23 protein-coding genes are annotated in these 24,663 nt (G+C 64.2%); 12 read left to right on the top strand and 11 right to left on the bottom strand.

Annotated features, from left to right (window positions below; all coding sequences use genetic code 11):
- Positions 1 to 732: 732 nt before the first annotated feature.
- The gene (locus tag ACR65T_RS12335; RefSeq protein WP_434496758.1) at positions 733 to 1,053 is read right to left on the bottom strand and encodes a hypothetical protein; all 321 of its coding nucleotides are present in this window, start codon (positions 1,051 to 1,053) and stop codon (positions 733 to 735) included.
- A 71-nt stretch (positions 1,054 to 1,124) separates the two neighbouring features.
- Between ACR65T_RS12335 and ACR65T_RS12330 the strand changes: the two genes are divergently transcribed.
- Positions 1,125 to 1,904 (top strand): enoyl-CoA hydratase-related protein, encoded by a 780-nt coding sequence (locus ACR65T_RS12330; RefSeq protein ID WP_434496757.1) that lies wholly within the window; start codon positions 1,125 to 1,127, stop codon positions 1,902 to 1,904.
- Positions 1,905 to 2,024: 120 nt separating this feature from the next.
- On the top strand, positions 2,025 to 2,996 hold the full coding sequence (locus ACR65T_RS12325; protein ID WP_434496756.1) for a DnaJ C-terminal domain-containing protein: 972 nt from the start codon (positions 2,025 to 2,027) through the stop codon (positions 2,994 to 2,996).
- Between the two features lie 9 nt (positions 2,997 to 3,005).
- Here ACR65T_RS12325 and ACR65T_RS12320 read toward each other — a convergent pair whose 3' ends face one another.
- Positions 3,006 to 3,899: an anti-sigma factor family protein gene (locus ACR65T_RS12320; protein ID WP_434496755.1), complete on the bottom strand. Its 894-nt coding sequence runs from the start codon at positions 3,897 to 3,899 to the stop codon at positions 3,006 to 3,008.
- Between the two features lie 2 nt (positions 3,900 to 3,901).
- Positions 3,902 to 4,402: an RNA polymerase subunit sigma-70 gene (locus ACR65T_RS12315; RefSeq protein WP_434496754.1), complete on the bottom strand. Its 501-nt coding sequence runs from the start codon at positions 4,400 to 4,402 to the stop codon at positions 3,902 to 3,904.
- Positions 4,403 to 4,620: 218 nt separating this feature from the next.
- On the opposite strand from ACR65T_RS12315, the gene fabI reads away from it, so the two are divergent.
- The 3 genes from fabI to ACR65T_RS12300 all read left to right on the top strand — a co-directional run bounded on the left by fabI (position 4,621) and on the right by ACR65T_RS12300 (position 6,087).
- On the top strand, positions 4,621 to 5,481 hold the full coding sequence (fabI, locus tag ACR65T_RS12310) for an enoyl-ACP reductase FabI (RefSeq protein WP_434496753.1): 861 nt from the start codon (positions 4,621 to 4,623) through the stop codon (positions 5,479 to 5,481).
- Between the two features lie 88 nt (positions 5,482 to 5,569).
- Positions 5,570 to 5,797, top strand: coding sequence for a hypothetical protein (locus tag ACR65T_RS12305; RefSeq protein ID WP_434496752.1), 228 nt, complete (start codon positions 5,570 to 5,572; stop codon positions 5,795 to 5,797).
- Positions 5,794 to 6,087: a type II toxin-antitoxin system RelE/ParE family toxin gene (locus ACR65T_RS12300; protein WP_434496751.1), complete on the top strand. Its 294-nt coding sequence runs from the start codon at positions 5,794 to 5,796 to the stop codon at positions 6,085 to 6,087. The genes ACR65T_RS12305 and ACR65T_RS12300 overlap by 4 nt, the downstream gene beginning before the upstream one ends.
- Positions 6,088 to 6,211: 124 nt before the next feature.
- On the opposite strand, the gene ACR65T_RS12295 is transcribed toward ACR65T_RS12300, so the two are convergent.
- From ACR65T_RS12295 to ACR65T_RS12270, 6 genes are all read right to left on the bottom strand, one after another.
- Positions 6,212 to 8,257: a M3 family metallopeptidase gene (locus ACR65T_RS12295; protein ID WP_434496750.1), complete on the bottom strand. Its 2,046-nt coding sequence runs from the start codon at positions 8,255 to 8,257 to the stop codon at positions 6,212 to 6,214.
- Positions 8,258 to 8,303: 46 nt separating this feature from the next.
- Positions 8,304 to 9,587 (bottom strand): M16 family metallopeptidase, encoded by a 1,284-nt coding sequence (locus ACR65T_RS12290; protein WP_434496749.1) that lies wholly within the window; start codon positions 9,585 to 9,587, stop codon positions 8,304 to 8,306.
- An 87-nt stretch (positions 9,588 to 9,674) separates the two neighbouring features.
- The gene (locus ACR65T_RS12285) at positions 9,675 to 11,000 is read right to left on the bottom strand and encodes a M16 family metallopeptidase (RefSeq protein ID WP_434496748.1); all 1,326 of its coding nucleotides are present in this window, start codon (positions 10,998 to 11,000) and stop codon (positions 9,675 to 9,677) included.
- A gap of 71 nt (positions 11,001 to 11,071) precedes the next feature.
- Positions 11,072 to 11,806 carry a hypothetical protein gene (locus ACR65T_RS12280; protein ID WP_434496747.1) on the bottom strand — a complete coding sequence of 245 codons (735 nt, stop codon included), beginning with the start codon at positions 11,804 to 11,806 and terminating at the stop codon, positions 11,072 to 11,074.
- A 100-nt stretch (positions 11,807 to 11,906) separates the two neighbouring features.
- Positions 11,907 to 12,416: a signal peptidase II gene (gene lspA, locus ACR65T_RS12275; protein ID WP_434496746.1), complete on the bottom strand. Its 510-nt coding sequence runs from the start codon at positions 12,414 to 12,416 to the stop codon at positions 11,907 to 11,909.
- Positions 12,417 to 12,501: 85 nt separating this feature from the next.
- Positions 12,502 to 14,277, bottom strand: coding sequence for an outer membrane protein (locus ACR65T_RS12270; RefSeq protein WP_434496745.1), 1,776 nt, complete (start codon positions 14,275 to 14,277; stop codon positions 12,502 to 12,504).
- Between the two features lie 503 nt (positions 14,278 to 14,780).
- On the opposite strand from ACR65T_RS12270, the gene groES reads away from it, so the two are divergent.
- On the top strand, positions 14,781 to 15,068 hold the full coding sequence (gene groES / locus ACR65T_RS12265) for a co-chaperone GroES (RefSeq protein WP_148043098.1): 288 nt from the start codon (positions 14,781 to 14,783) through the stop codon (positions 15,066 to 15,068).
- Between the two features lie 42 nt (positions 15,069 to 15,110).
- Entirely contained in the window at positions 15,111 to 16,748 is a 1,638-nt protein-coding gene (gene groL, locus ACR65T_RS12260) for a chaperonin GroEL (protein ID WP_434496744.1), read from the top strand.
- 88 nt (positions 16,749 to 16,836) lie between these two features.
- Here groL and ACR65T_RS12255 read toward each other — a convergent pair whose 3' ends face one another.
- Complete coding sequence (locus tag ACR65T_RS12255; protein ID WP_434496743.1) at positions 16,837 to 17,340, bottom strand: ferritin-like domain-containing protein; 504 nt, start codon at positions 17,338 to 17,340, stop codon at positions 16,837 to 16,839.
- Positions 17,341 to 17,604: 264 nt separating this feature from the next.
- Between ACR65T_RS12255 and ACR65T_RS12250 the strand changes: the two genes are divergently transcribed.
- The 4 genes from ACR65T_RS12250 to ACR65T_RS12235 all read left to right on the top strand — a co-directional run bounded on the left by ACR65T_RS12250 (position 17,605) and on the right by ACR65T_RS12235 (position 20,844).
- Positions 17,605 to 17,751, top strand: a complete 147-nt coding sequence (locus ACR65T_RS12250; protein ID WP_434496742.1) for an aa3-type cytochrome c oxidase subunit IV — start codon at positions 17,605 to 17,607, stop codon at positions 17,749 to 17,751.
- A gap of 72 nt (positions 17,752 to 17,823) precedes the next feature.
- Entirely contained in the window at positions 17,824 to 18,951 is a 1,128-nt protein-coding gene (locus ACR65T_RS12245; protein WP_434496741.1) for a Re/Si-specific NAD(P)(+) transhydrogenase subunit alpha, read from the top strand.
- 38 nt (positions 18,952 to 18,989) lie between these two features.
- Positions 18,990 to 19,442 (top strand): NAD(P) transhydrogenase subunit alpha, encoded by a 453-nt coding sequence (locus tag ACR65T_RS12240; protein WP_434496740.1) that lies wholly within the window; start codon positions 18,990 to 18,992, stop codon positions 19,440 to 19,442.
- Positions 19,443 to 19,446: 4 nt separating this feature from the next.
- Positions 19,447 to 20,844: an NAD(P)(+) transhydrogenase (Re/Si-specific) subunit beta gene (locus ACR65T_RS12235; RefSeq protein ID WP_434496739.1), complete on the top strand. Its 1,398-nt coding sequence runs from the start codon at positions 19,447 to 19,449 to the stop codon at positions 20,842 to 20,844.
- Between the two features lie 108 nt (positions 20,845 to 20,952).
- On the opposite strand, the gene ACR65T_RS12230 is transcribed toward ACR65T_RS12235, so the two are convergent.
- A complete protein-coding gene (locus tag ACR65T_RS12230; protein ID WP_434496738.1) occupies positions 20,953 to 23,562 on the bottom strand; it encodes a TonB-dependent receptor in 2,610 nt (869 codons plus the stop codon).
- A gap of 576 nt (positions 23,563 to 24,138) precedes the next feature.
- On the opposite strand from ACR65T_RS12230, the gene ACR65T_RS12225 reads away from it, so the two are divergent.
- Positions 24,139 to 24,567 (top strand): DUF2946 family protein, encoded by a 429-nt coding sequence (locus tag ACR65T_RS12225; RefSeq protein ID WP_434496737.1) that lies wholly within the window; start codon positions 24,139 to 24,141, stop codon positions 24,565 to 24,567.
- Positions 24,568 to 24,663: the final 96 nt, after the last annotated feature.

Genomic DNA, 24,663 nt, shown 5'->3' with positions numbered 1-24,663 from the left:
CTCCGCCGCGCTGTGATCGCGGATCATCAGCTGCTCGGCGAGTTCGCCGACGCTGATGTGTTTTGCGCCGCGATAGGTGCGCACCACCAGCAGCGCCTGATACCACTGCACGGTCACGCCATGGTCCGCGGCGACCTGTTCGCTGAAGGCTATGAACCTTCGCAAGGCGGTGCGAAATTGCGCCAGCGTGGCCAGGTCGTCTTCACTTGGCGCCTTGCGTGGGGTCCCTTGCGGCTGATCGCAGAGAGTCAAATGAAACCCCTTACTTCCCGAGTCGTTCTCGCGCTGGGCGACTCATTTGGAGTGAAGAAATAATGCGCGCGCCGCGCCGGCGGGTCAATTCTGGTCCGCGTCGAAGGCGCTTTATAATTGCGCGATGAAGTCGTCAATCTTTGCAAAAAAAGCATTGGAATCGGCGGCGTCTCCTCTGTTGAGGCGCGCAAGCGCGGGGCGACGGCCTGCGATCCGACGACTGCGCCTGCGCCATAGCGGCGGATTTTGCTCATGCGTCTGGAATGCAGCATCGCTTCTCTCGCGCGAACGAATTCCGGCGCTTCGAATGGAATGAGGCCATGGACGAAGTCGACAAGCTTTATATCCGGCCGCGCTGTGCGCCAGCGCATATACCAGCTTCGATCAACAAGAAATTGCGTGACGTTGAAATAGATCGCGCCAGCGGCGCCTCGCCCGTTGGCCTTCCAAGATAAGGCGCCCAGCGCCGCATCATGCGCGTCATCGAGGCCAAAGCGGAGCCGTTGGAGAGCAGCGCCGCGACCACGGCGCGATAGCCCCGTCCTGTCCGGCGTCGCCATCTTCGCGCCAGAGATTCTCGACGCCTTCGATCGTCTCAAGCGCGCTATCGGGATCGGCGAGACGCTGGCCGATCGCCGTATAAATGAGCGCACCCCGCGCGCCTTCGCCGCGCGCAAGACAATGCCTGGCGAGAGCGAAATCGATGCGATCAATTCCATTCGGGGCCGCATTCAGCGCGCGGGCCGCAGCGTTGCGACGCTGCTGCAAGTCGCCGACGATCCACGGCCCTGGCGCCCGCATTAAGTCTATCTCAGGGAATTCCCTCAAAACTTTGGCGAAACTCGCCGCAGCGCGCCGATCCGGAGACGCTTATGTCGGAAAAGATCATCGTTTCGAGGGATCTCGGGGTGCTACGCCTGCTGATGAACCGTCCCGAAAAGAAGAATGCCCTTGATCGCGAGATGTATCGCGCATTGATCGCCGCGCTCGATGAGGCGGACCGGGACGAGACGGTGCATGCCGTCGTCTTCGCCGGCGCGGGCGGCAATTTCAGCGCGGGCAATGATCTCGCCGACTTTCGCGATTTTGCTCCTGGCCGAGATATTGCTCCTGGCGCAGAAATTGGCGCAGAGATTTTTCCGGCGCTGACCTTCGTTCGCGCGGCGGCGGCCTTCGAGAAGCCGCTCGTCGCCGCCGTGACCGGGGACGCCGTCGGCGTGGGGACCACCCTGCTCTTCCACTGCGACCTCGTCTACGCCAGCTCGGAGGCGCGCTTCACAATGCCGTTCATCGACCTCGCCCTGCCGCCGGAAGGGGGCGCAAGCCTGCTGGTTCCGCAGCGCTTCGGTATGGCGAAGGCGTCCCAATATCTGCTGCTTGGCGAGAGCTTCGACGGCGCCGAGGCGCTGCGTCTGGGCCTGGTGAACGCGCTGGCGCCATCGGAAGGCGTGCTCGATCTGGCGATGGACGCCGCGCGGCGTCTCGCGGCAAAGCCCCGTCAGGCGCTTTTCGCGGCGCGGCGGCTGATGCGCGGCGAACCGAACGACATACTGTCGCGCATCGACGCGGAAGCGGCGCTTTTCGCCAAGGCGCTGACGTCGCCGGAAGCGCGCGAGCGCTTCGCCGCCTTTTTCGTGTCCCGGGCGCGCTAGGCTTCAGCGCGACGCGACCTTCGCCGCTTGCGTTGCGCACGCGCTTCTCCCAAATAATAGGGTGGACATACGCGCCCGCGCCGCCAAGGGCGGGCGCTCACATGGGCTGATTGGAAGATTATGCGCGATCCTTACGACGTTCTCGGCGTGCCCAAATCGGCGAGTCACACCGAAATCAAGAAGGCGTATCGCCAGCTCGCCAAGAAATTCCACCCTGACCGCAACAAGGACGACACGAAAGCCAAGGAACGATTTTCGGAAATCAACTCCGCCTATGAAATCGTCGGCGATGAGACGAAGAAGGCGCAGTTCGATAAGGGCGAAATCGGTCCGGACGGGAAACCCCGCTTCACCGGCTTCGAAGGCGGAGGCGCTGGCCCCGGCGGCTTTACGCGCAGTTGGCGCCCGGCCGGCGGCGCGCCCGGCGGCGATCAGCATTTCGAGTATCACTTCGGCGAGGCGCCCGGCGGCGGGCGCGCGGGCTTTGACCCTTCCGACCTCTTCGCGGATCTCTTCGGCGGCGGCGGCGGGCGCCGTCGCGCGGGACCCCAGCCGACCCGGGGCGACGACGTCGTCGCCACCGCCACCGTGCCGCTGGAAACGGTCGCGCACGGCGGCTCGGTCCGAGTCATTCTGCCCAGCGGCCGCACGCTGGAAGTCAAAGTTCCGGCGGGAATCGAAGACGGCAAGCAGATTCGGCTGCGCGGCCAGGGCCAGGCCGGCTCCATGGGGGGAGAACCCGGCGACGCGCTGATCACTGTGAAGGTCGCGCCGCATCCTTACTTCAAGCTGGATGGCCGCGACTTGCGGCTGGAGCTGCCGGTGACGGTTTATGAAGCCGCGCTCGGCGCAAGGGTTCCGACCCTGACTCTGGACGGCAAGGTGGAGCTGACCATCCCGCCGCACTCCAACAGCGGGCGCGTGCTGCGGCTGCGCGGCAAAGGCCTTCCGGCGAGCGACGGCAAAATAGCCGGCGACCTCTATGTCTCGCTGAAGATCATGCTGCCGGAAACGGCGTCGAGCGATCTCGACGCGCGGATGCGGGAGTGGCGCGACGCGCATCCCTATGATCCGCGCGCCAAAATGTCGTGAGGTCCTCGGTTATTTAACCTCGGCGGGCGTCGCCGCGACCGCGGCGGCGGCCGCCTCCGCCGCGGCCTGCATCGCTTCGGGCGCCAAGGCGCCGACGAGCACGAAGGCGAAGCCGCCGGCCCGCCATTCGATGACCGAAACGCCCTGGCCGCGCTGGCCCGCCGGCGCGGCCAGGGCCTCCGCCCGCTCGAAATAAAGACCAACCCGTCCACCGTCGTCGCGCTCATAGACGAGAAACGCCGCCGGCGCCGCGACGCCGGGCGCGACGCGTCCGCCAAGCAGCCGCAATCCAACGCCGCTCAAATCCGGCGCGCGTGAAAATCCCACGCGCTCCTGAAGCCACGCGAGCAGTTCGCCGCGCCGGCTGGCCTCGACCTCCACGGGTCGCGGGTCGAGAATGTAGGTCGCGTAGGTCAAGCCCGCCCGCGCGGCATAGCTGGTGGCGGCGATCGCGCGCGTCGTCGGGCTCTGCGCCGGGGGACGGTTTGCCAGAAACAGCAACGCCGCCGCGGCGACGGCCGCGCCGGCGATGAGCGTCAGCAGCGTCGAAGCGAGCGCCTGGCGCCGCCGGCTGGCGCGGATTTCGTCGAGCTTGCGCGTCGGACGCGGCGCCGCGCCGGGTCGCCCCCAATGGATGGCGCCGGTTTCGATCGGCCCCTGACCGGCGGGCGGGGCCGGCGGGCGCGCCGCCGCCTCCCGCAGCGACAGAGGCGGCGTCTCAAGCGCCACCGGCTCGAAAGCGGCGCGCAGCGCCGCGTTCTGGCGCCGCCAGCCTTCAACGAGCGCGGCGTCCTCGGGATGCTGCAGCAGATGGTCTTCGACCTTGCGCCGCTGCTCGGGATCGAGTTCGCCATCCACGAGGGCGTGCAAATCGGCTTCTTCGATCAGCGCCGACGGCGTCATCCTTACTTCACCACCCGCAGATGCGAGGCGGCGCGGCGGCCGCCCTCCAAGGGCGCGACGGGCCGCAAGCCTTCGGCGCCGAGCGCTCCCCGCGCGCGCATCAGCCGCGCCAGCGCGGTTTCTCGCGTCGCGCCGACGATGCGCGCCGAGGCCTCATAGCCGAAGCCCTCGAGCGAGACGAGCAGCAGCATGGCGCGCTCGTCGAAACAAAGACTTGCAAGCCCATGTACGACCGGCGGGTGGCGCGACGCCGGACCTGGGGCATTGGCGAGCTTTTTCTGAGCGAGCCCGACAAGCGCCGCATAGGCTTCGATTCGCGCTTCGGCGAGATCGGCGGGGCGCAGCTCGCGCGCCCGGATCCGCGCGCCGACCGATTGCAACGCGCTTTGCACGAGATCGTCGGCGATGGCCGGGCCCGCGCCGGCGCAAAGCGCGCGCGCATAGCGTCTCAGGGCCGGAGTCGCTCCGCCCAGACCCGCTATGATGTCGGCTCTTCTGCCCATGCGGCCCGCTCCGCTCGGTCTTCTCGCCAGTCTGCGAAGCCAATGACGTTTCCTTTCGAAGGATAGGGCATCGCCGGGCAATTGGCTATGCTTGGCCGTTCTGGCGCGTGCAATTTCACATCCGCCGCCGCCTGTGGCGCGAGGGTTTCCTTTGCGCCCAAAGCAGGCTAAACGGCGCGAGCCGCCGAGCGCTTTTCTCGCCCAGGACATAGACACGCATGACACAGCAAGCTGCGCCTGCCGCCCTTTTCGCCGGACTGCTCAAGGGAAAGAAGGGGCTCATCCTGGGCGTCGCCAATAATCGCTCGATCGCCTGGGGAATCGCCAAGGCCTGCGCCGACGCCGGCGCCGATCTCGCGCTCACCTATCAGATCGAAGCGCTGGAAAAGCGCGTGCGGCCGCTGGCGGCGGACATCGGCGCGACCGTCCTGGGGCGCTGCGACGTCGCCGAGCCGGAGACGATGGACGCCGTCTTCGCCGAGATCGAGAAGCTTTGGGGCCGGCTCGATTTCGTCGTGCACTGCCTCGCCTATTCCGACAAGGACCAGCTCGACGGGCGCTATGTCGAGACGACGCTGGAAAACTTCCAGATGTCGCTGAACATCTCCTGCTACTCCTTCACCGCGATCGCGCAGCGCGCCGAGAAGCTGATGACGGACGGCGGCTCGCTCTTAACGCTCACCTATTACGGCGCCGAGAAATGGATGCCGCATTACAATGTGATGGGCGTGGCGAAGGCGGCGCTGGAGGCGTCGGTGCGCTATCTCGCCGCCGATCTCGGCGTCAAAAACATTCGCGTCAACGCGATTTCGGCCGGGCCGATCAAGACGATGGCGGCGTCAGGGATCGGCGATTTCCGCTATATCCTGCGCTGGAACGAATATAACTCGCCGCTGCGCCGCGTCGTGACGATCGAGGAAGTGGGCGAGACGGCGGTCTATCTCTTGTCGCCGATGGCGCGCGGCGTCTCCGGCGAGGTGCTGCATGTCGACGCCGGCTATCATGTGGTGGGCATGATGAACCCCGCCGCCGCGCCGAAAATGGCCGATTTGCTGGCGCTGCTGCCGCAGCAGAAGTGAGGCGTTGCGTCATGCCCGCGCGCGTCGCGGGCATTGACGCCGAGCGGAAAATCCTTCCAACGCTCGAATAAGCCGCTAAAATTGCGCCATGACGAAATTGCTTGAACAGGCCTTCAAAGCGGCCCGCAACCTTCCGCCCGCCATGCAGGACGACATGGCGCGCGTTATCATGGCGATGACGGGAAACGAGCTACCGGTGGTCCAGCTCACCGCCGAAGAAGAAGCCTCTTTTGACGAATCTCTGGCGCAGGCAGAGCGCGGCGACTTTGCCACAGACGATGAAGTTCGGGCCATTTGGGCGAAGCATGGGCTGTGAAGCTTCGCTACACAACCGGCGCCGCCGCTGAACTCGACGAGATTCTTTCCTTCATTGACGAGCGTTCGCCACATGGCGCTCGCAGCATCAAAGCGCGAATTCAAGCGATGACAGATCTGCTCTTGCGGCATCCGCAAGCAGGCCCTCTGACGAGCAAGAGCGATATTCGCCGCATGGTCGTCTATCCTTATCCCTTTCTGATTTTCTATCGCGCCACAGAAATCGAAATTACTATTCACGGCGTACGCCACAGCGCCCGCCGCCCGTCGCTTCCAAAGCCCGAGGAATGAAATTAAGTGCTGTCTGGCTTTCACGACGTCGAGCAGACCGCGCTGCACGCCTTCAGCAACAACATATTCGCCGAACGAATCCCGCTCTCGCCAGTTTCTTCGTTACTGCAACACGCGAGTTCGTCTACGCCGCCGGCTCCGCAAATCCACGTTGCCGGAGCAGCGGCTCCACCGTCGGCATCCGCCCGCGAAAGGCCACATAGGCGTCCGCCGCATCCTGCCTGCCGCCCGCGGCGTAGATGTGATCGCGCAGCCGCTGCGCGACCTCGGGCGCGAAGGGGTCGCCCGTCTCCTTGAAGGCCTCGAAAGCGTCGGCGTCGAGCGTTTCGGCCCAGAGATAGCTGTAATAGCCCGCCGAATAACCGTCGCCGGAGAAGATATGCGCGAAATGCGGCAGGCGGTGCCGCATGATGATTTCCGGCGGCATGGAAATACGCGCGAGGCTGTCCGCCTCGAAGGCGCCGGCGTCGAAATCCGGCGCGACGCTTTGCGCGTGAATGTCGAGATCGACATGCGCCGAGGCGCAGAACTCGACCGTCGCGAAGCCCTGATTGAAGTGGCGCGAGGCGGTGATGCGCGCGACGAGATCGTCGGGAATAGGCGCGCCCGTCTCGGCATGCAGCGCGAATTTCTTCAACACCGCCGGCTCCAGCAGCCAGTGCTCGTAAAGCTGCGAGGGCAGCTCGACGAAATCGCGCGCGACATTGGTGCCCGCGACCGAAGGATAGGTCACGTCCGACAGCATGCCGTGCAAGCCATGGCCGAATTCGTGGAACAGCGTGCGGGCGTCGTCGAGGCTGAGCAGCGTCGGCGCGCCATCGGCGCCCTTGGTGAAATTCATCACATTGACGATGATCGGCCTGGTTTCGTCAACGAGCTTGTGCTGCGCGCGGAAGTCCGACATCCAGGCGCCGCCACGTTTCGACGGCCGCGCAAAATAATCGGCAAGGAACAACGCGACATGCTTGCCGTCGCTGTCCAGCACATCGAAGGCGCGCACATCCGGATGGTAGAGCGGCAGGCCCTTCTGCTCGACGAAGCGGAGGCCGAAGAGTTTTTGCGCGACGTCGAACGCCGCGGCGATCATGTTGTCGAGCTGGAAATAGGGGCGCAGCGCGGACTGATCGAGATCATAGCGCTTCGCGCGCACGCGCTCGGCGTAATAGCGCCTGTCATGCGCCGCGACGGTGAAATTCGCGCCCTCTTCTTCGACCATCGCCTGAATCTGCGCGCGTTCCTCGGCGGCGCGCGTCAGCGCCGGCGCCCAGACGCGATCGATCAATTCGCGCACGGCGGCCGGCGTCTTCGCCATGGCGTCGTCGAGTTTGAAAGCGGCGAAACTGTCGAAGCCGAGCAGCTTCGCGCGCTCTTCGCGCAATTGCAGGATTTCGCGGATGAGCGGGCGGTTGTCGGTCGCGCCCGCCTTCTCGCCGCGGCTCGCCCAGGCGCGAAACACCGTTTCGCGCAGATCGCGCCGCGTCGAGCTTTGCAGAAAAACTTCAGCGCTGGAGCGCGACAGCGTCACGCCATATTTGCCGCGTGATCCACGCTCCGCCGCAATGCGCGCGGCGGCGGCGCGAAAGTCCGGCGAGAGGCCGTCGAGATCGCTTTCGTCGAGCAGCAGTAGCCATGACGATTCATCGGCCAGCACATTCTGCGAAAACTGCGTCGAGAGGCCCGCCAGCCGCTCGAGGATCGTCTTGAGACGCGCCTTGTCGGCGTCGTTCAGCTTCGCGCCGGCGCGCACGAAGTTCTTATAGGTCAGCTCGAGAACGCGCCGCTGCTCCGGCGTCAAATCGATCGCCCCGCGCGTCTCGTAAAGCGCCTCGATCCGGCGAAACAGCCCGGGGTACATGGAGATGTCGCTGGAGTGACGCGAAAAGGCGCCGGCCATATCGCGCTCGATTTCCTGCAAATCGGTCGTCGTGTCGGCGGCGGCGAGATTCCAGAAGACCGCCCCGACATCGGTGAGAAGTCGCCCCGCCCGCTCCAGCGCGGCGATGACATTGTCAAAGGTCGGCGGCGACGTGTCGTTGGCGATGCCGTCGATTTCCGCCTTGTGCTCGGCGAAGGCCGTTTCAAACGCCTCGCGGAAATGCGCGGGCTGGATCGTGTTGAAAGGCGGCAGGCGGAACGGGCCGCTCCAGGCCATAAGGAGAGGGTTATCCATGACAGTCTCTTAGCAAAATGCCGACCAGCGGCGGCGTGGCCGGCCGCTACACCCCCGCCGGCTTCCCCGCCACCGTCACCAGCAGATCGCCGTCGCCGAGCAGCCGCTTCGCGCCGCGCTGACAATCCTCCATCGTCACCGCGGCGATCTTGCCATTGCGCTCGTCAAGGAAACTCGGCTCGAAACCATCGAGCTGCAGATTGACGAGCTGGCTCGCGATCTTCGTCGAGGTGTCGAAGCGCAGCGCATAGGAGCCGGTGAGGAATTTCTTCGCCTTGTCCAATTCATCCTCGGTCGGACCCTCGGCGACGAAATTTCTGAACTCTTCCTGGATGACGCCGATCGCTTCGCCGGCGCGCTCGTTCTTGGTCGCGGCGGCGCCGATCAGCATCGGGCAATGGTCATATTCGTTGAGATGCGAATAGACCGAATAGGCCATGCCGCGCTTCTCGCGCACCTCGCGGAACAGCCGCGAGGTGAACGTGCCGCCGCCCAGAATGTGATTGGCGACGACGACGGCGTAATAGTCGGGATCGTGCTTGGTGATCGACGGGCGTCCGAAGCGGATTGTCGATTGCGGCACGTCAAGATCGACGATCTGGCGCATGCCGACATTGGCGACTTCGATCTCCGGGACGGGCGCGAGATCGTTTTGCAGCGCCAAGCCGCCGAATGTCGCGTCAAGGAGTTCCGAGAGCCGCGTCGCGTCGATCGCGCCGACGACGCCGATCTTGAGATCGCGTCTCGCGAAGAGCCGCTCGCGCAGGGCGATGAGGTCTTCGCGCGAGAGCGTGTCGATCGACGCGAGATCGCCGCGCACCGAGCGCCCATAGGGATGGTTCGGGAAGGCCGCTTCGCGGAAGGCTTTCGACGCCATCGAGTCCGGGTCATTGGCTTCGCGCTTCAATTCCGCGGCGAGCTGGCTGCGCACGCGCGCGACGTCGCCGGCCTCGAGCCGCGCGTCGTTGAGCGCGAGCTTTAAGAGGCCGAAGGCCTTGTCGACATTGCGCGAGAGCGTCTGCAGATGGCCCGAGATCGTGTCCCGATCGGCGCCGAAGCCGACATGGATCGCGAGATCGTCGATGGCGCGATGGAAGCCGCGCGCGTCATAGGGGCCGGCGCCTTCGTCAAGCGTCGACGCGAGCAGCGTCGCCAGTCCGGGCTTCTCGCAAGGGTCCTGCGACGCGCCGCCGCGGATCGCGAATTCGAGCGCGACGAGCGGCACGGCGTAGCTCTCCACGAGCCAGGCCTCAAGGCCGGCCGGCGTTGTGATCCGCTGCACATGTTCGGCGCGGGAGGCGATGGTGACGATGGGCGCGTGAGCGGTCATTTCAGTTCCTAACGGAGGTCGGCGGTAGGTCTTGGGCGGTCGAGTCAGGCGTCGGCTTTACGCCGACAACCTGACGCGATCGCCGTTTCAGGCCGGAAGCAGAAAACCCGTGACGGCCCTGCGCTTGTCGAGCCATTTGCGCGCGGCGTTTTGCACGTCCTCGGCCGTCACCTTCTCCATGCGCTCGGGCCAGGCGACGACGTCGTCGATGGTGAGGCCGGTGGCCAAAGCCTCGCCATACCAGCGGGCAAGCGAGACCTGGCTATCCTGCGCGTAGACGGCGTCGGCGATCAGCCGGGTCTTGGCGCGCTGCAAATGCTCCGCGTCGATCGGCTCTTCGGCGAAGCGTCGCAGCACGCGATCGATCGCGACGTCGAGCTCCTGGAGCGAAACGTCCGGCGCGGGCGTCGCATAGACCCAAAGCCGCGTGTCGTCGACGGCGGAGCCCATGTAATACGCGCCGGCGCCGACCGCGACCTGCTCCTCGACGACCAGCGCGTCATAGAGCGCGCTCGTGGGTCCGCCGCCGAGCATATAAGCGAGCGTCTCCAGCGCCTCGGCTTCGCCGGGTTGCGCGGTGCTGTAGGACGGCACGAGATAGACCTGCTCATGCGCCGGCTGCTCGACCTTCTCATCGCGCAGCGTCACCAGACGGTGGGCGCGGTGCGGCGGCTCCTGCGCGCGGGCGCGGCGCGGCGGCGCGGCCTGCGCGGGAACCTTGCCGTAGGTGTCCTTGGCGAGACGCTCGACCTCGTCAGCCTCGACGTCGCCGGCGACGATCAGGATGGCGTTTTCCGGCGTATAGAAGCGTTGGTAATAGGCGAGCGCGTGCTGCCGATCGAGCCCCTCGATCTCGTGATTCCAGCCGATGATCGGGATGCCGTAGGGATGATGGGCGAAGAGCGCCGCCTGTACGGCCTCGTCGAGCTGGGCGGAAGGGTCGCTGTCGGTGCGCATGCGGCGCTCCTCAAGCACCACGTCGCGTTCCGGATCGACGACCTCGTCGGTCAGAACCAGATTGCGCATGCGATCGGCCTCGAACGCCATCAGCGTGGGGAGATGCTCCTTGCCGATGCGCTGGAAATAAGCCGTGTAATCATAGCTGGTGAAGGCGTTCTCCTGGCCGCCGAGTTCCGCGACAAGATTCGAGAATTCGCCCTGCGGATGATCCGCCGTGCCTTTGAACATCAGATGTTCAAGAAAATGCGCGATGCCCGATTGGCCGAGCGGGTCGTCGGCGGCGCCGTTCTTGTACCAGACCATATGCGTGACGACAGGCGTTCGCGCGTCCGGGATGACGACGACTTCCATGCCGTTGTCGAGCGTGAAGCTCGTAATGCTGGCGCGCGCAGGCCCCGGCGCGGCTGCCCCAGGCGCAAGCGAAACGGCTGACGCCTTCGTCTCAAATGACATGAACGGCCTTTCCCGCGGCGTCCGCGCCGCGCAATTAGGAGAGAGGGATCTTTCCTAATATAGGCCGAAAATCACCTCGTGTCGTCCGAGCCGCGAGCGAAGCTTGGCATCTGGAACCATGAACTCGAATTGCTGGAAGAGTTCTGCTGGCTCGTTGACCCGGGAATGCTTGCTGTCTCCGATGAATTCATGCCTGTGAGTTTACGCAATGTAGAGAACGCGCCCTGCTCCTCGGGCCGCAGTTTTTCCGCGCCGGCGGCGGTGGCGGCGGCATTGTCGCCGCCGCGTCCCCAGGTCAATGGATTCCACCAGGAACTCTTCTTGGCGGCTTCGGTCTCGCGCAGATTGTTGAGGTCCTGCGTCGGCCGGCGGTAGCCCGGCGGCGGCTCCGTCAGCATGATGCGGCTCGGCTCCTCGATGGCGGGCGCGGGCGGCGGACCGCCTGATCCAAAGGAAAGCACCCGCGCAAACACCCCCGGGCGCGGCGCCTCCGGCGGCGCGTTCGGCACCCGGGCGTAACGGTTGACGTTTCGGCGCCGCTCGGCCGAAAGTTCGGCGGGCCATTCGCCCGACCGCGCGCCCCGCTCGCGCGGCGGCGGGAGGTCGCCGGCGCGCGGCGGCAAGACGAGCTTGGGCCGTTCGCTATAATCGATTTTGCCGACGCCCTCGTCCGAGGACGCGCCAACCATCTCCATCATCGCCGACCATGTGGATTTGTCATCGCCGGCCAGGGCTGGCGCGGCCTGGACCGCCGCGAGCCCGGCGAGAGCGTAAAGGGCGCAGCGCTGCGACTGAGCAAGCTTCATCTGTCGGACTCCGTTCCGGCTCCGGTTGTATGCGGCTACATGGACGCGACTTATTGGCGATTTAGTGGCGAAGACCGGCCTTAGCTCAACCAGAGCGCGTTCAGGTCTCGGCGCGCCGCTCCTGCGGCAGGAAAAACCCCTCAATGACCAGCAGCGCCACGCCCGCCGTAATGAAGACATCGGCGAGATTAAACACGTAGTTCGCGAGAGGTCCGACGGGCAGGCTGGTGTGCAGATAGAAGAAATCGGCGACCGCCCCCCGTGTGATGCGGTCGGCGGCGTTGCCGAGCGCGCCGCCGATGATCAGCCCGAGCGCCACAGCCGTCGCGCGGCTCTGCGTGCGCACCATCCAGATCGCCAGTCCAGCGATGATCGCGCCCTGCATCGTCAACAGCGCGAGGCGGGTCAAGGTTTCGTGGGCGGGGAACAGCGAATAGGAGACGCCGTAGTTCCAGGACAATACGATGTCGAGGAACGGCGTAAGGCGCATCGGCGGCTGGACGGCGACGTCAAATATATTCAGCATCCAGAATTTATGCGCCTGGTCGAACGCCAGAGCGGCGAGCGCCGCGGCAAGGCCCAGTGCGCGTGGGGAAAGTCTGTCAGACAAGCGTAATCTCCATGACGCCATCGCAGCATTAAGCCGGATCGATGCGAAAAAGAAGCCGCTCCCCACTCATGCGTCGATCAGGCGATCACTGGGCGACGATCATCGGTCCAGCCGGCTCCGGCCAGTCGATCCGATAATTGACGCCGGTGCGGATAAGATGAGTCGCGCTGGCGCTTGACGCGGCGAAATTCGCGGGAAACCCATCCAGAACGGAGCCGCCGAAGGCGTTGATCTGATAGCTCTGCCGGCCCAGATCGACGTAGAGCCATTCGGCCTTGAGGCTCCAATTGCGGGCGACGGCGTATTCGAACCCCGCGCCGACGGTCCAGCCCGTCGCAATTCCTGAATAGGCGCCAGCCGAGCAGTAAAAATTGAGCGCGCAGAACTTGTTGCCGTCGCCGAGCGCCCCAAGCGCCGAGACCTGGCCATAGGCGAAGCCGCCGGTGACGTAGAGCATGAAGTCGTCGCGGAGCAGCAGCCCCAACCGCCCGCGCACGGTCCCGAGCCATTCGAGCAGACGTTTTGTGCTGGCGGCGAAATTCCGCGCGGCGTCGCCAACGCCGAAATTGGCGGAAGCGCCGAACGAGCCGCCAATATTGGCGTAGGCGACGTCTGTCTCGAGACCCGCGACGAGCAGCGGATGCAAGCGCCAGTTGTAGCCGATCTGCCCGCCGCCGACGAAGCCCGCGATGTCTGAACGCTGCGCGAAGGGCGCCCTGAAGTCCGTCTGGAGGATCGCCGCTTCCGGCGAGCGCGCCGCGAGCGTCGTGTCTTTCGCAGCGCCGAACCCATAGCCGACATGGCCGCCGAGATAGACGCCGCGCCATTCATGCGGCTCGGCGTCCGCCCTGCCGAAGAACGGCCCGAAATTTCCAGCGCCGGTCGGATCGTCAGGCCCGCCAAAGCGGTAGCCCGCCTGCAGGAAAAAGCCATAGCGTTGCGAAAATGAGTAGAGCGGCCTGGTCACGTTGTTGAACAGGCGCTCGCCATGGTCCTTGCCTGGCGCGCTGAACTGCCAATAGCGGCCGCCGACGCCCACGCTGAAACGCGGCGTCAGATCATAGGCGATGAGGCCTTCGAGCTGAAAACCGTCCCCCTGGCCCGACTGCTGCACGCCTCGGATTTCGGGGCGAAAATTGTGATAGTCGGTGTTCCACAACCAGCTATGAATCCAGGCCGCTTCGAGCGATGCGCGCAGGCCCGGCAAAAGTTCGATGTCGCCGCCGACGCCGACGCGTAGCGAGTTCCAGGCAACGTCGAAATCGAGCCCGTCCAGACTCGTCGGGTAAGGAACCCTGTTCGGCGGATCGGTCGCGCAAAACTCCGTGCCGGCGAGAATCTGCGCACAGCCGAATGAATTCATCCGCTCATGGAAATTATTGTATCCAACAAAAGGACCGATCCTGACCGGCTGTCCGGTCGGCAATCTGGTCTCCACGACATTATAGCCCAGATCGACGGTGACATATTTGAGCGAGCCGCCGCTCTGGACATGGACAGTATTGCTGTAGGCGCCCTTGGTCGCGGCGACAGTATCCTCGTCATTGAGCTTGCCGCTCGCGAGAGTCCCGCCGCCGAGAAAACCTTTAAGGAAGACGCCGCTCTCGTGGTCGACGCGAAAGAAGGTCTCGGCTGAATGGCCGGTCAAATCGCCGAAGGTAAGACGTGAAATCAACAGTCCGGGGACTTGGGCGTCGTAGTAATCATATTTATGGTTGCCCGAACTGAACCAGTAGCGGGTCCCAAACTCCACGCGCCACGGCGAAGCCGCCATTAGTGGCGGCGGCGCTTTCAAAACGAGCGGCGCCGGATCGGCAGCCTTGGCGACCTTGGCGGCGCCGACCGCCAGGAGGGCGGTCACTGAAATAGCCGTCATTAAATTAAATGCGGAAAGCGTCCTGCGCATGCGGCGCCCCAGGCTTCGGCAGACGATGGACGGCGATTGAGCCGGCCGCCAAGACGCACGACGCTGACGACGACGCTACACTTTAGATGGATGCTTATGGTTTCAAGATGGATGCTTATGGTTTCATTTTTGTTAAGCCCCGCCAACGCTATAGCGGTCCGCGCAATACACGAGCCGCCGCTCTGCGCCGAGTTTTGATTGCCTGTGCAATCGGACGGTTCGAGGCGCTGCGCCCGACCCGTCGTTCATCTAATGGCTAAGATCGATCTTTAGGCTTCGCTGTAGCTGCACGTCGAAAAAACCGAAAATTCTGCGCCTGTCCCCAACTTGACAGCGATTGGCCTCGCCCATATCTGTGTGGCGCCTGCTGGCACTCATCTGACGCGAGTGCCAGCAGGCCTTCGCATATCCCTTTTTGGCGGGCTAACCCCGTCAGGTCAGAAAAGGAAAGATCAACAATGACGTTCCGTCCCCTCCACGACCGCGTCGTGGTCAAGCGACTCGAAGGCGAGGAAAAGACCAAAGGCGGCATCATCATTCCGGACACCGCCAAAGAGAAGCCGCAAGAGGGCAAGGTGGTTTCCGTCGGCCCCGGCGCTCGCGACGAAAACGGCAAGCTGAACCCGCTCGACGTCAAGTCCGGCGACCGCGTGCTCTTTGGCAAATGGTCCGGCACCGAAGTCAAGATCGACGGCGACGACCTGCTCATCATGAAGGAAAGCGACATCCTCGGCATCGTCGACTGACTCGACGCCGCTGTTCGCTTCCAACCCTCAGGAGAATTGTAAATGGCTGCAAAAGACGTCCGTTTCTCCACTGACGCCCGCGACCGCATTCTGCGTGGCGTCGAAATCCTCAACAACGCCGTCAAGGTGACGCTCGGTCCCAAGGGCCGCAACGTCGTCATTGAAAAGTCCTTTGGCGCGCCGCGCATCAGCAAGGATGGCGTCACCGTCGCCAAGGAAATCGAACTTGCCGACAGGTTCGAAAATCTCGGCGCCCAGCTCGTCCGCGAAGTCGCCTCCAAGCAGAACGACATCGCCGGCGACGGCACGACGACGGCGACGGTTCTCGCCGCTTCGATCGCCCGCGAGGGCTCCAAGGCGGTCGCCGCTGGCCTCAACCCGATGGATCTGAAGCGCGGCGTCGATCTCGCCGTCGAAGCCATCGTCGCCGACCTCAAGCTGCATTCGAAAAAGGTCACCTCGAACGACGAGATCGCTCAGGTCGGCACGATTTCGGCGAATGGCGACAGCTTCATCGGCGAAGAAATCGCCAAGGCGATGCAGAAGGTCGGCAATGAAGGCGTGATCACGGTCGAGGAGGCGAAGAGCCTCGAGACCGAGACCGACATCGTCGAAGGCATGCAGTTCGATCGCGGCTATCTCTCGCCCTACTTCATCACCAACGCCGAGAAGATGATCGCCGAACTCGACGAACCCTACATTCTCATTCACGAGAAGAAGCTGTCGACGCTGCAGCCGCTGCTGCCGATCCTCGAAGCGGTGGTGCAGACCGGCAAGCCGCTGCTCATCGTCGCTGAGGACATCGAAGGCGAAGCGCTGGCGACCCTCGTCGTCAACAAGCTGCGCGGCGGCCTGAAGATCGCCGCCGTCAAGGCGCCCGGCTTCGGCGATCGCCGCAAGGCGATGCTCGAAGACATCGCCATCCTCACCGGCGGCGAGTTGATCGCCGAGGACCTCGGCATCAAGCTCGAGAACGTTACGCTCGCCATGCTCGGCCGCGCCAAGCGCGTGCGCATCGAGAAGGAGAACACGACGATCATCGACGGCGCCGGCGAGAAGAAGGAAATCGAGGCGCGTATCTCCCAGATCAAGGGACAGATCGAGGAGACCACCTCGGACTACGACCGCGAAAAGCTGCAGGAACGTCTGGCGAAGCTCGCCGGCGGCGTCGCGGTGATCCGCGTCGGCGGCGCGACCGAGGTCGAAGTCAAGGAGAAGAAGGACCGCGTCGACGACGCCCTCAACGCCACCCGCGCGGCGGTCGAGGAAGGCGTGTCGCCCGGCGGCGGCGTGGCGCTGCTGCGCGCCATCAAGGCGCTCAACGGCGTTAAGGTCGGCAATCCCGACCAGCAGACCGGCGTCGATATTGTCCGCAAGGCGATTCAGGCGCCGGCGCGCCAGATCGTCGACAACGCCGGCGGCGACGGCGCCGTGGTCGTCGGCAAGCTGCTCGAGGCGACGGAGTATGGCTACGGCTTCGACGCGCAGAAGGGCGAGTATGGCGATCTGATGAAGCTCGGCATCATCGACCCGACCAAGGTCGTGCGCACCGCGCTGCAGGACGCCGCTTCGATCGCCGGCCTGATCATCACCACCGAGGCGACGATCACCGAAGCGCCGAAGAAGGAAGGCCCGCCGGCCATGCCGGGCGGCGGCGGCATGGGCGGCATGGACTTCTAAAGTCCGCGCGCTCCGCGACCAAAACAAAGCCCCGGACCAACGTCCGGGGCTTTTTTTACGGTGCGTCGTGTGGACGGCGTCAGTCCCCTCAGGCGGCCTTGCGGTTGATCCGCCCTTCGGCGAGCGACGAGAGTTTTTTGTCGGCGTTCTTTTCTTCGGCGAGCGTCTCCGACAAAAGCTGCGCGCAGTCCTCGCGGCCAAGTTCCTTCGCCCAGGCGATCAGCGTGCCGTAGCGGGTGATTTCATAATGCTCAACCGCCTGTGCGCTCGCGATCAGCGCGGCGTCCAGCACTTCGCTGTCGGCGGTTTCGCTGGAGATTTCGTCAGCCTCTTCGAGGATGCCGTCGATCGCCGGGCAGTTCACGCCCTTGGGCGCCACGCCATGCAGCTCAAACACTTTCTCGAGCCGGCGCACCTGATTTTCCGTCTCGGCCAGATGCAGCTCGAAGGCTTCCCTCAGCTGTGGATCGGAGGCCTTTTCGACCATATCGGGCAGCGCTTTCAGGATCTGGTTTTCAGCATAGTAGACGTCGCGCAGCGTGTGCACGAACAGATCGTCGATCGTCTTGATGTCTTTGGAAAAGAGACCCATCGTCCCGCTCCGGTTTTGCGATGTGGGGGAAGCCCGCGGGCCGCAGGCGTGCATTGGAACGCCGCCGAGGCGCGAATGTTCCCCATGCGCGCGGACAAGCGCGCCTGAACTCCCGAAGGGGCCGCGTTCGGGTTCGCTTGCCCTGCGCGTCGGGGCGCCGCAGCCTTCCGGAGCTTCAGGCCGTTGCCCTATCGCTTCCGCTCGTTTAGCATCAGCTTCGCACGCGGGGTCACGCGCGCGTCAGCAAGAATCGGGAGGAACGACATGGCGAGCTTGCGCACGCCGGCGGAGTCGAACGGCGACTGGGCCGAACATCTAAGGACCTACAACACATTCTTGTTGCTGCTGAAGATTGGCGCGGCAAGCACAGCGATCCTGCTGCTCCTGCTGTTTTTCTTCGTCGCGCGCTAGGTTCAGAGCCTCCGCTTCTTACCGCTGTCGGCGACGCTGGCGGCGACGGTTTTTCCACAACCGGAGTTCGTTATGCGCATCGCCGTATTGGCCGAAACGGATAAATCCGAGCCGCGCGTCGCGGCCACGCCCGAGACCGTCAAGAAATTCATCGGGCTGGGCGCCGACGTTGTGGTCGAGGCCCGCGCGGGCGCCGACGCCGGCTTCTCCGATAGCGACTACGCCGCCGCCGGCGCGACGATCGCCGACAACGCGGCGGCCGCGCTAACCGGAGCCGACGTCGCGCTGCGCGTGCGCCGTCCTTCGGCGGCGGAGCTTTCCGGCGCAAAATCCAATCTCGCGGTGATCGCGATCATGGATCCGTTTGGCGCGGGGGCTCAGCTTGCCGATCTCGCCAAAAGCGGCGCGATCGCCTTCGCCATGGAGCTCATGCCGCGCATCACGCGCGCACAAACCATGGACGTGCTGTCGTCCCAGGCCAATCTCGCCGGCTACCGCGCCGTCATTGACGCGATGGCCGAATATGGCCGCTCGTTTCCGATGATGATGACCGCCGCCGGCACCGTTCCGGCGGCGAGAGTTTTTATCATGGGCGTCGGCGTCGCCGGTCTGCAGGCGATCGCCACGGCGCGGCGCATGGGCGCGATCGTCACCGCCACCGACGTGCGTCCGGCGACGAAGGAGCAGGTCGAATCGCTCGGCGCGAAATTCATCGCCGTCGAGAACGAAGAGTTCAAACAGGCCGAGACCTCCGGCGGCTACGCCAAGGAGATGTCGCCTGAATATCAAAAGGCGCAGGCCGAACTCGTCGCTTCGCACATCGCCAAGCAGGACATCGTCATCACCACGGCGCTGATCCCCGGCCGACCGGCGCCCAAGCTCATCTCGGCGGAGATGGTGCGCTCCATGCGGCCCGGTTCGGTCATCGTCGATCTTGCGGCCGAGCGCGGCGGCAACTGCGAATTGACCAAGCCGGGCGAAACCGCGGTCGTCAACGGCGTGAAGATCTTGGGGGCGCTCAACCTCGCCGGCCGCATGGCGTCGACGGCGTCGAGCCTCTACGCCAAAAATCTGCTGGCCTTCGTCGAGACGCTCGTTTCGAAGGACACGAAGCAGCTCGCCATCAATTGGGAAGACGAACTGGTGAAGGCGACCGCGCTGACCCGCGACGGCGCCGTCGTCGACGAGCGTTTTAAATAGCCGCCTGCGCGCGTATCAAACTTAAGGGGCGTTAAGCGATGACCGACTCTACGCAACAATTGCTCGAGAAGGCGCAGGCGGCGGCGGAGGCCGCCCGCCATCTGGCCGAACAGGCGCAACTCTATTCGGACGAACTCGCGCATACGGCCGCCGCGGCGGCGGCGCACGGACTCGCCGGCGGCGCGATTGATCCTTTCGTCTTCCGGGTGGCGATCTTCGCCATGGCGGTGTTCGTCGGCTATTACGTCGTCTGGTCGGTGACGCCGGCGCTGCATACGCCGCTGATGTCGGTGACCAACGCGATTTCCTCCGTCATCATCGTCGGCGCGCTGCTCGCGGCGGGCGTCGAAGGCATGACCGCCGCCGAGGCTTCGGGCTCCTGGTGGGCGAACGCCTTCGGCTTCGTCGCGGTCATTCTCGCCAGCGTGAACATCTTCGGCGGCTTCCTCGTCACCGAGCGCATGCTCTCCATGTACAAGAAGAAGGGCTGACGCCATGAGCGCCAATATCGCAGCCCTTCTTTATCTCGTCGCCGGCGTGCTGTTCATCTTCGCGCTGCGCGGCCTCTCTTCACCCGCCACCTCTCGCGAGGGCAATCGCTACGGCATGATCGGCATGGCGATCGCCGTGGCGACGACGCTGCTGACGCATTTCCCCTCCTTCGGCGGTCTGCTGATGATCGTGATCGGCGTCGCCATCGGCGGCGGCGCGGGCGCTTTCATCGCCCAGCGCGTGCCAATGACGAAGATGCCCGAACTTGTCGCGGGCTTCCACGCGCTGGTCGGCCTGGCGGCGGTGCTTGTCGCAGCCGGCGCTTTTTTTGCGCCGCGCGCCTTCGGCATCGGCGACGCGAACGAGATTCACGCCGGCAGCCTCGTCGAAATGTCGCTGGGCGCGGCGATCGGCGCGATCACCTTCACCGGATCGATCATCGCCTTCCTGAAGCTTTCCGAGCGGATGACCGGCAAGCCGATCCTGCTGCCGGAACGCCATACCATCAACATCATGCTTGGCATCGCCCTGCTGGCGTTGACGGCGCTCTTCGTCGGCACGCAGAGCGGCGTCTGGCTGTTTTTGCTTATTTTCGCCTCCTTCGCGCTGGGCGTGACGCTGATCATTCCGATCGGCGGCGCCGACATGCCGGTGGTCGTCTCCATGCTCAACTCCTATTCGGGTTGGGCGGCGGCGGGCATCGGCTTCACGCTGGGCAATCTCGCGCTGATCATCACCGGCGCGCTTGTCGGCTCGTCGGGCGCGATCCTCTCCTACATCATGTGCAAGGGGATGAACCGCAGCTTCATCTCCGTCATTCTCGGCGGCTTCGGCGGCGAGGTGGCGGGGCCTGCCGGCGGCAAGGAGACGCGCAACGTCAAGCAGGGCTCGGCGGAAGACGCCGCCTACATCATGCAGAACGCCGGCAAGATCATCATCGTGCCGGGCTATGGCATGGCGGTCGCGCAGGCGCAGCATGCGCTCCGCGAAATGGCCGACATACTTAAGAAGGAAGGCGTCGACATCAAATACGCCATTCATCCGGTCGCCGGCCGCATGCCGGGCCATATGAATGTGCTGCTGGCCGAGGCCAACGTGCCCTACGACGAAGTGTTCGAACTCGAAGACATCAACTCCGAATTCGGACAGGCGGACGTCGCCTTCGTCATCGGCGCGAATGACGTGACCAATCCCGCCGCCAAAACCGACAAGACCTCGGCGATCTACGGCATGCCGATTCTCGATGTCGAGAAGGCGAAGACGGTTCTGTTCCTGAAGCGCGGCATGGGGTCGGGCTACGCCGGCGTCGAGAACGAGCTGTTCTTCCGGCCCAATACGATGATGCTGTTCGGCGACGCCAAGAAGACCGTCGAATCGATCGTCAAGTCGCTGGCGCATTAAGCTTCTTCAACGACGCCAAAACAAAACGCCCGGGAGCTTCTCCCGGGCGTTTTTGCATGGTCGCCGCACATGAAAGCGCGCGCGGATCATTCCGCTCGATCGCGCACCCTATTCAAAATTCCACGCGACCGGCTGGAACCAAGAGCCGAAGTCCGGCCAGCCGCCTTCATTGCCCGTGTAGAACAGGCCCGGCTCGCCCTTGGTCTCGCCGAACTGATAGCGGCCGGCGACATAGAAGGTTCTTTGCGGGAACGGGTGGAACAGGAAGTACCGATAGTTGCCGATGTTGTCGACGCCGAAATCGGCGGAGAATCGATCGTTCCATTTGTAATGGATCTTGGTGTCGACGACGAAGAACGGATCGAAGGCGAAATAGATTCCGTAGGCGCGGTCATTGTTCGCCAAGGTGCGCCACAGCTTGCTCTGATAGCGGCCGGCGAGCGTGAAGGCCCAGTGGTCGTCCGGACGGTAGGTGAATGCGAGCGTTCCGCGCCATTCGGGAACGTTCGGCACGGTCTTGCCGGCGACCGACGTCGCCCAGGGGAACTCGAAGTTCGACGTGCTTGGCGCCCAGGTCGGATCGGAGATGACCCGCGCATTCAGCCAGGTGGCGCTGCCGAGCACCTCGAGCCCCCTGAAGCCGAAGTTGTCCTTCTGAAACGCCACTTCGATGCCGCTGTTGCGGATGCGCTGAACGTTTGTCGGCGTTTGCACCAGCTGCGTGGGCGCCGTGGGCACGGAGACCAGCTGGTTGATGATGGCGTCGCGCACTTCTTCGTCGAAGAAGGAGATGCGCGCGGCTCCGTCCCGTCCGAGCTTGCGCTCGATCATCAGCTCTTTGCTGAGCGCCGACTCGGGACGCAGATTGGGATTCGGGTTGGTCGCGACGCCGTTCACGCCAACGGTCGCGAGGTTGTAGAGCTCGCGCACAGTGGGGAAGCGGTTCGCCATGCCGATCGAACCGACGGCGCGCCAATCGTCGTCGAACTTGTATTCGAGCGATCCTTTTGGCGAGAAGCGGGTGCTGTAGAGATTTGGCTGGTAGATCGGCAGCCATGAGAGTGTCGAGCCTGTCAGCGCGGTCCCGAAATTATTAACGCCCGCCTGCTGATTGTAGCCGTTCGACGCTGTCCAATGCTCGCCGCGAAGACCAGCCGTGAACTTCAGGTCCGGCGTGATGAAGAAGGCGTCCTGGAACCAGAGCGCCTGCGTACGCGTCGTGCCCTGAGCGATCGTGATCGCCGCGCCGGTGCTTGCATCCGTCCCGCCGGTCCAGTTTGTCGTCAGCCAGACCGGGTTGTTCAGGTGAAACTGATCGCCATGCATGCCGAAGGAAATGTCGTGGCCCTGCAGAATTCCTTCGGGTGGCCGCACGATTCCCTTGGCGTCGAAGAGCGTCCAATAAGTGCCGGTGAAGACCGTGTCGCGGCCGGTCTGCGTGTAGCCGCCGAAGGGGACCGCCGCGGACCAGGGCGAGATCTGATCCGACTGCAAATAAGTGAAATTGGAGGCCGAAACTTCGAAGTCGAACGGACCGCCGCTATTGGAGCGCACCGCCGCGGCGTTGACCATGATCTTTTCCTGGACCCGATACCGACCATTTGTCGCGAAGCTCTGCAGGTTGGCGTTGCTGAGGGCGCGACCCCCCGTCGTCACGCCCCAGAAAGGGCTATTGCCCGCAGTAAGGTAGTTCTCGGGATAAGACTGGCCGTCGTTGGACCAGAAGCCGAAGGTGTAGGTGCCGCGGATCGTGTTGGTGAAGTCATAGGCGAATTTGAGTTTCGCATTGACCTGATCGTTGGCGAGATTGCCGGTCGAGCCGATGACATTGGCGAAGGTGGTGCCATAGACGTTCGTCGCCAGATAGCCCCCGGGGTAAAAACTCGGCGTCGTGACATAGGTGAGCGGCTGCTGCGATCCGCGCTGCCAATTGCCGGAGACCGTCCAGAGAAGGTCGCCGACCTTATCGCCGATAAAGAAGCTCGAGACGTTATTGACGAAGCCTCTCGATGTTCCCCACTGGGAGAAATCCTGGATTGTCGTGGTGTTCTTGACCGAGACTTCGAGCTTTTCGGGCATGCGCGTCGTGATCTTCAACACGCCGCCCATCGAGTTGCCGGGGTATTGCGCCGCGAAAGGTCCGTAAAGGAAATCGACGCGCTCGATTTCCTCAGGCGCCACGAGGCCCCAGCGCGGGGCGCCGATCGTATTGTCATTGCCGATCAGCGCCGTCAGCAGCAGATCGTCGGCATAAACGAGACTGCGCGCCGAGGAGGAGACGCCCCAGGTGCGGGTCTGCAAAACCGCCTGCGTGTCGCCGCTGTTGCGTTTGCGCACGAAAAGGCTCGGCATGTATCTGACCGCGTCTTCCGTATCGACAATGTTGATCTGACGCTGGATCTGCTGGCGCGTCACGCTCGCGACCGTATTGGGCAATTGCCACTTTTGAACGAAGGCTGGCTTGCCGTCGGGAAGCGTCGCCGCCCAGATCGATGGCGCCGAAGGCGCTGGGGCCGGGCTCGGAGCGGGCGCCACATTCCTGGCTGTCGCAGGGCCTGCGACGCGCTCGGTTCCCCGTCGAACGCCGCGGCGCTGGCCGCCCACGTCGATGGTCGGCAGCGATTGCTGCGCGGCGACGGGCGTGACGCTAAGTTCCGAAAGCGCAAGAAGCGTGAGAGCGCCGACCGAAACGCCGCGCAAGAGCGAGTAACGAGACATGAGATGCTTCCTTCTGGCGCCGGTCAAGGCGGCGCAACTGACCTGAACGGCTTTCGCCGTGGCGTTCGGCAGATCAGGTGAAGGAAGGAGGTCCGCGAGTCGGGGCGCTACGATTTGGCCGTGACAGGACCGGCGCCTGGGCCGGCGGCGCCCGCGGTGCGAGATTGTATTCCACGCCAGCGATTGCGAAAACGGCGTCCGCCGGCGGCAACGCGCCCCAGCCGAGTTGGCAGAGCGCGCAAGAGCACCCGTCGCGATCCGTGTTGTTGTCTGGAGGCGCTTGATCCGAATCGCCCAGCGCCACAGGCGACGTGTTCGCCAGCAAATGGCACTTGGCGATCGGCGCGTTCGGCGCGTCAACGGATCTCGACGCCAGCGCCTCACAAGGCGAAGCGAGCCTCGCGATGAGCGCAAAGAAAATAAGGAGCGATGCGAGTCGGCGGATGCGCATGGGATCTCTGCAGGTCCGGCGCACATTAACTGTAGCGGCGCGGCGCATGCAGATGAACCGGTAAATCCAGACTTTCCAAGCCTGCGCGCGTTGTCAAAGGTTAAAAAATCAACTAAGAGACATTTATGTCACAGTTGCGCGCCATGCGTCGGGAATTCCGCGCGGCACTCGCCGTCGCGGCCGTTTGCGCGCTGATGCTCTCGCTTCTTCTGTCAGGCGCGACGCGGCCCGCGCACGCATTCGCGGACCAAGGTGGAATCGCCTGCGATCATGCCGCTTATCTCGCGGGCCTGCACGCAACCGCCGCGCAGAAGGGGAGTTCGACGCAACGCGACGACTCGCCAACGCATTCTACGCATAGCTGTCCGGACTGTTGCCTGAACGCCCATGCAGGCCACGCCGTTCTTCCAGAGCGCCTGATTTCTGTCGCACGGCCCAACGCCGAACGAGCGGCTACGATCCAATTGAGCGCGGTCGCCGCGCCGCCGCCCGAGAGTTTCGCCGCGAATGGCGCGAATGGCGCGCGCGCTCCACCCTCAATTCATATTTCCTGAATTGCATTAGGCTCCAGGGCGCGCCGCGCCGGAGTCTGATTGCGGGCTTTCGCCGCTTTGCGGCCTCTCGTCTCGCGAAGACATAACAAACAAAAA

Source organism: Methylocystis sp. (assembly GCF_051061285.1).
Classification (GTDB): Bacteria; Pseudomonadota; Alphaproteobacteria; order Rhizobiales; family Beijerinckiaceae; genus Methylocystis.
This window is presented reverse-complemented; position numbering and strand designations above follow the sequence as displayed.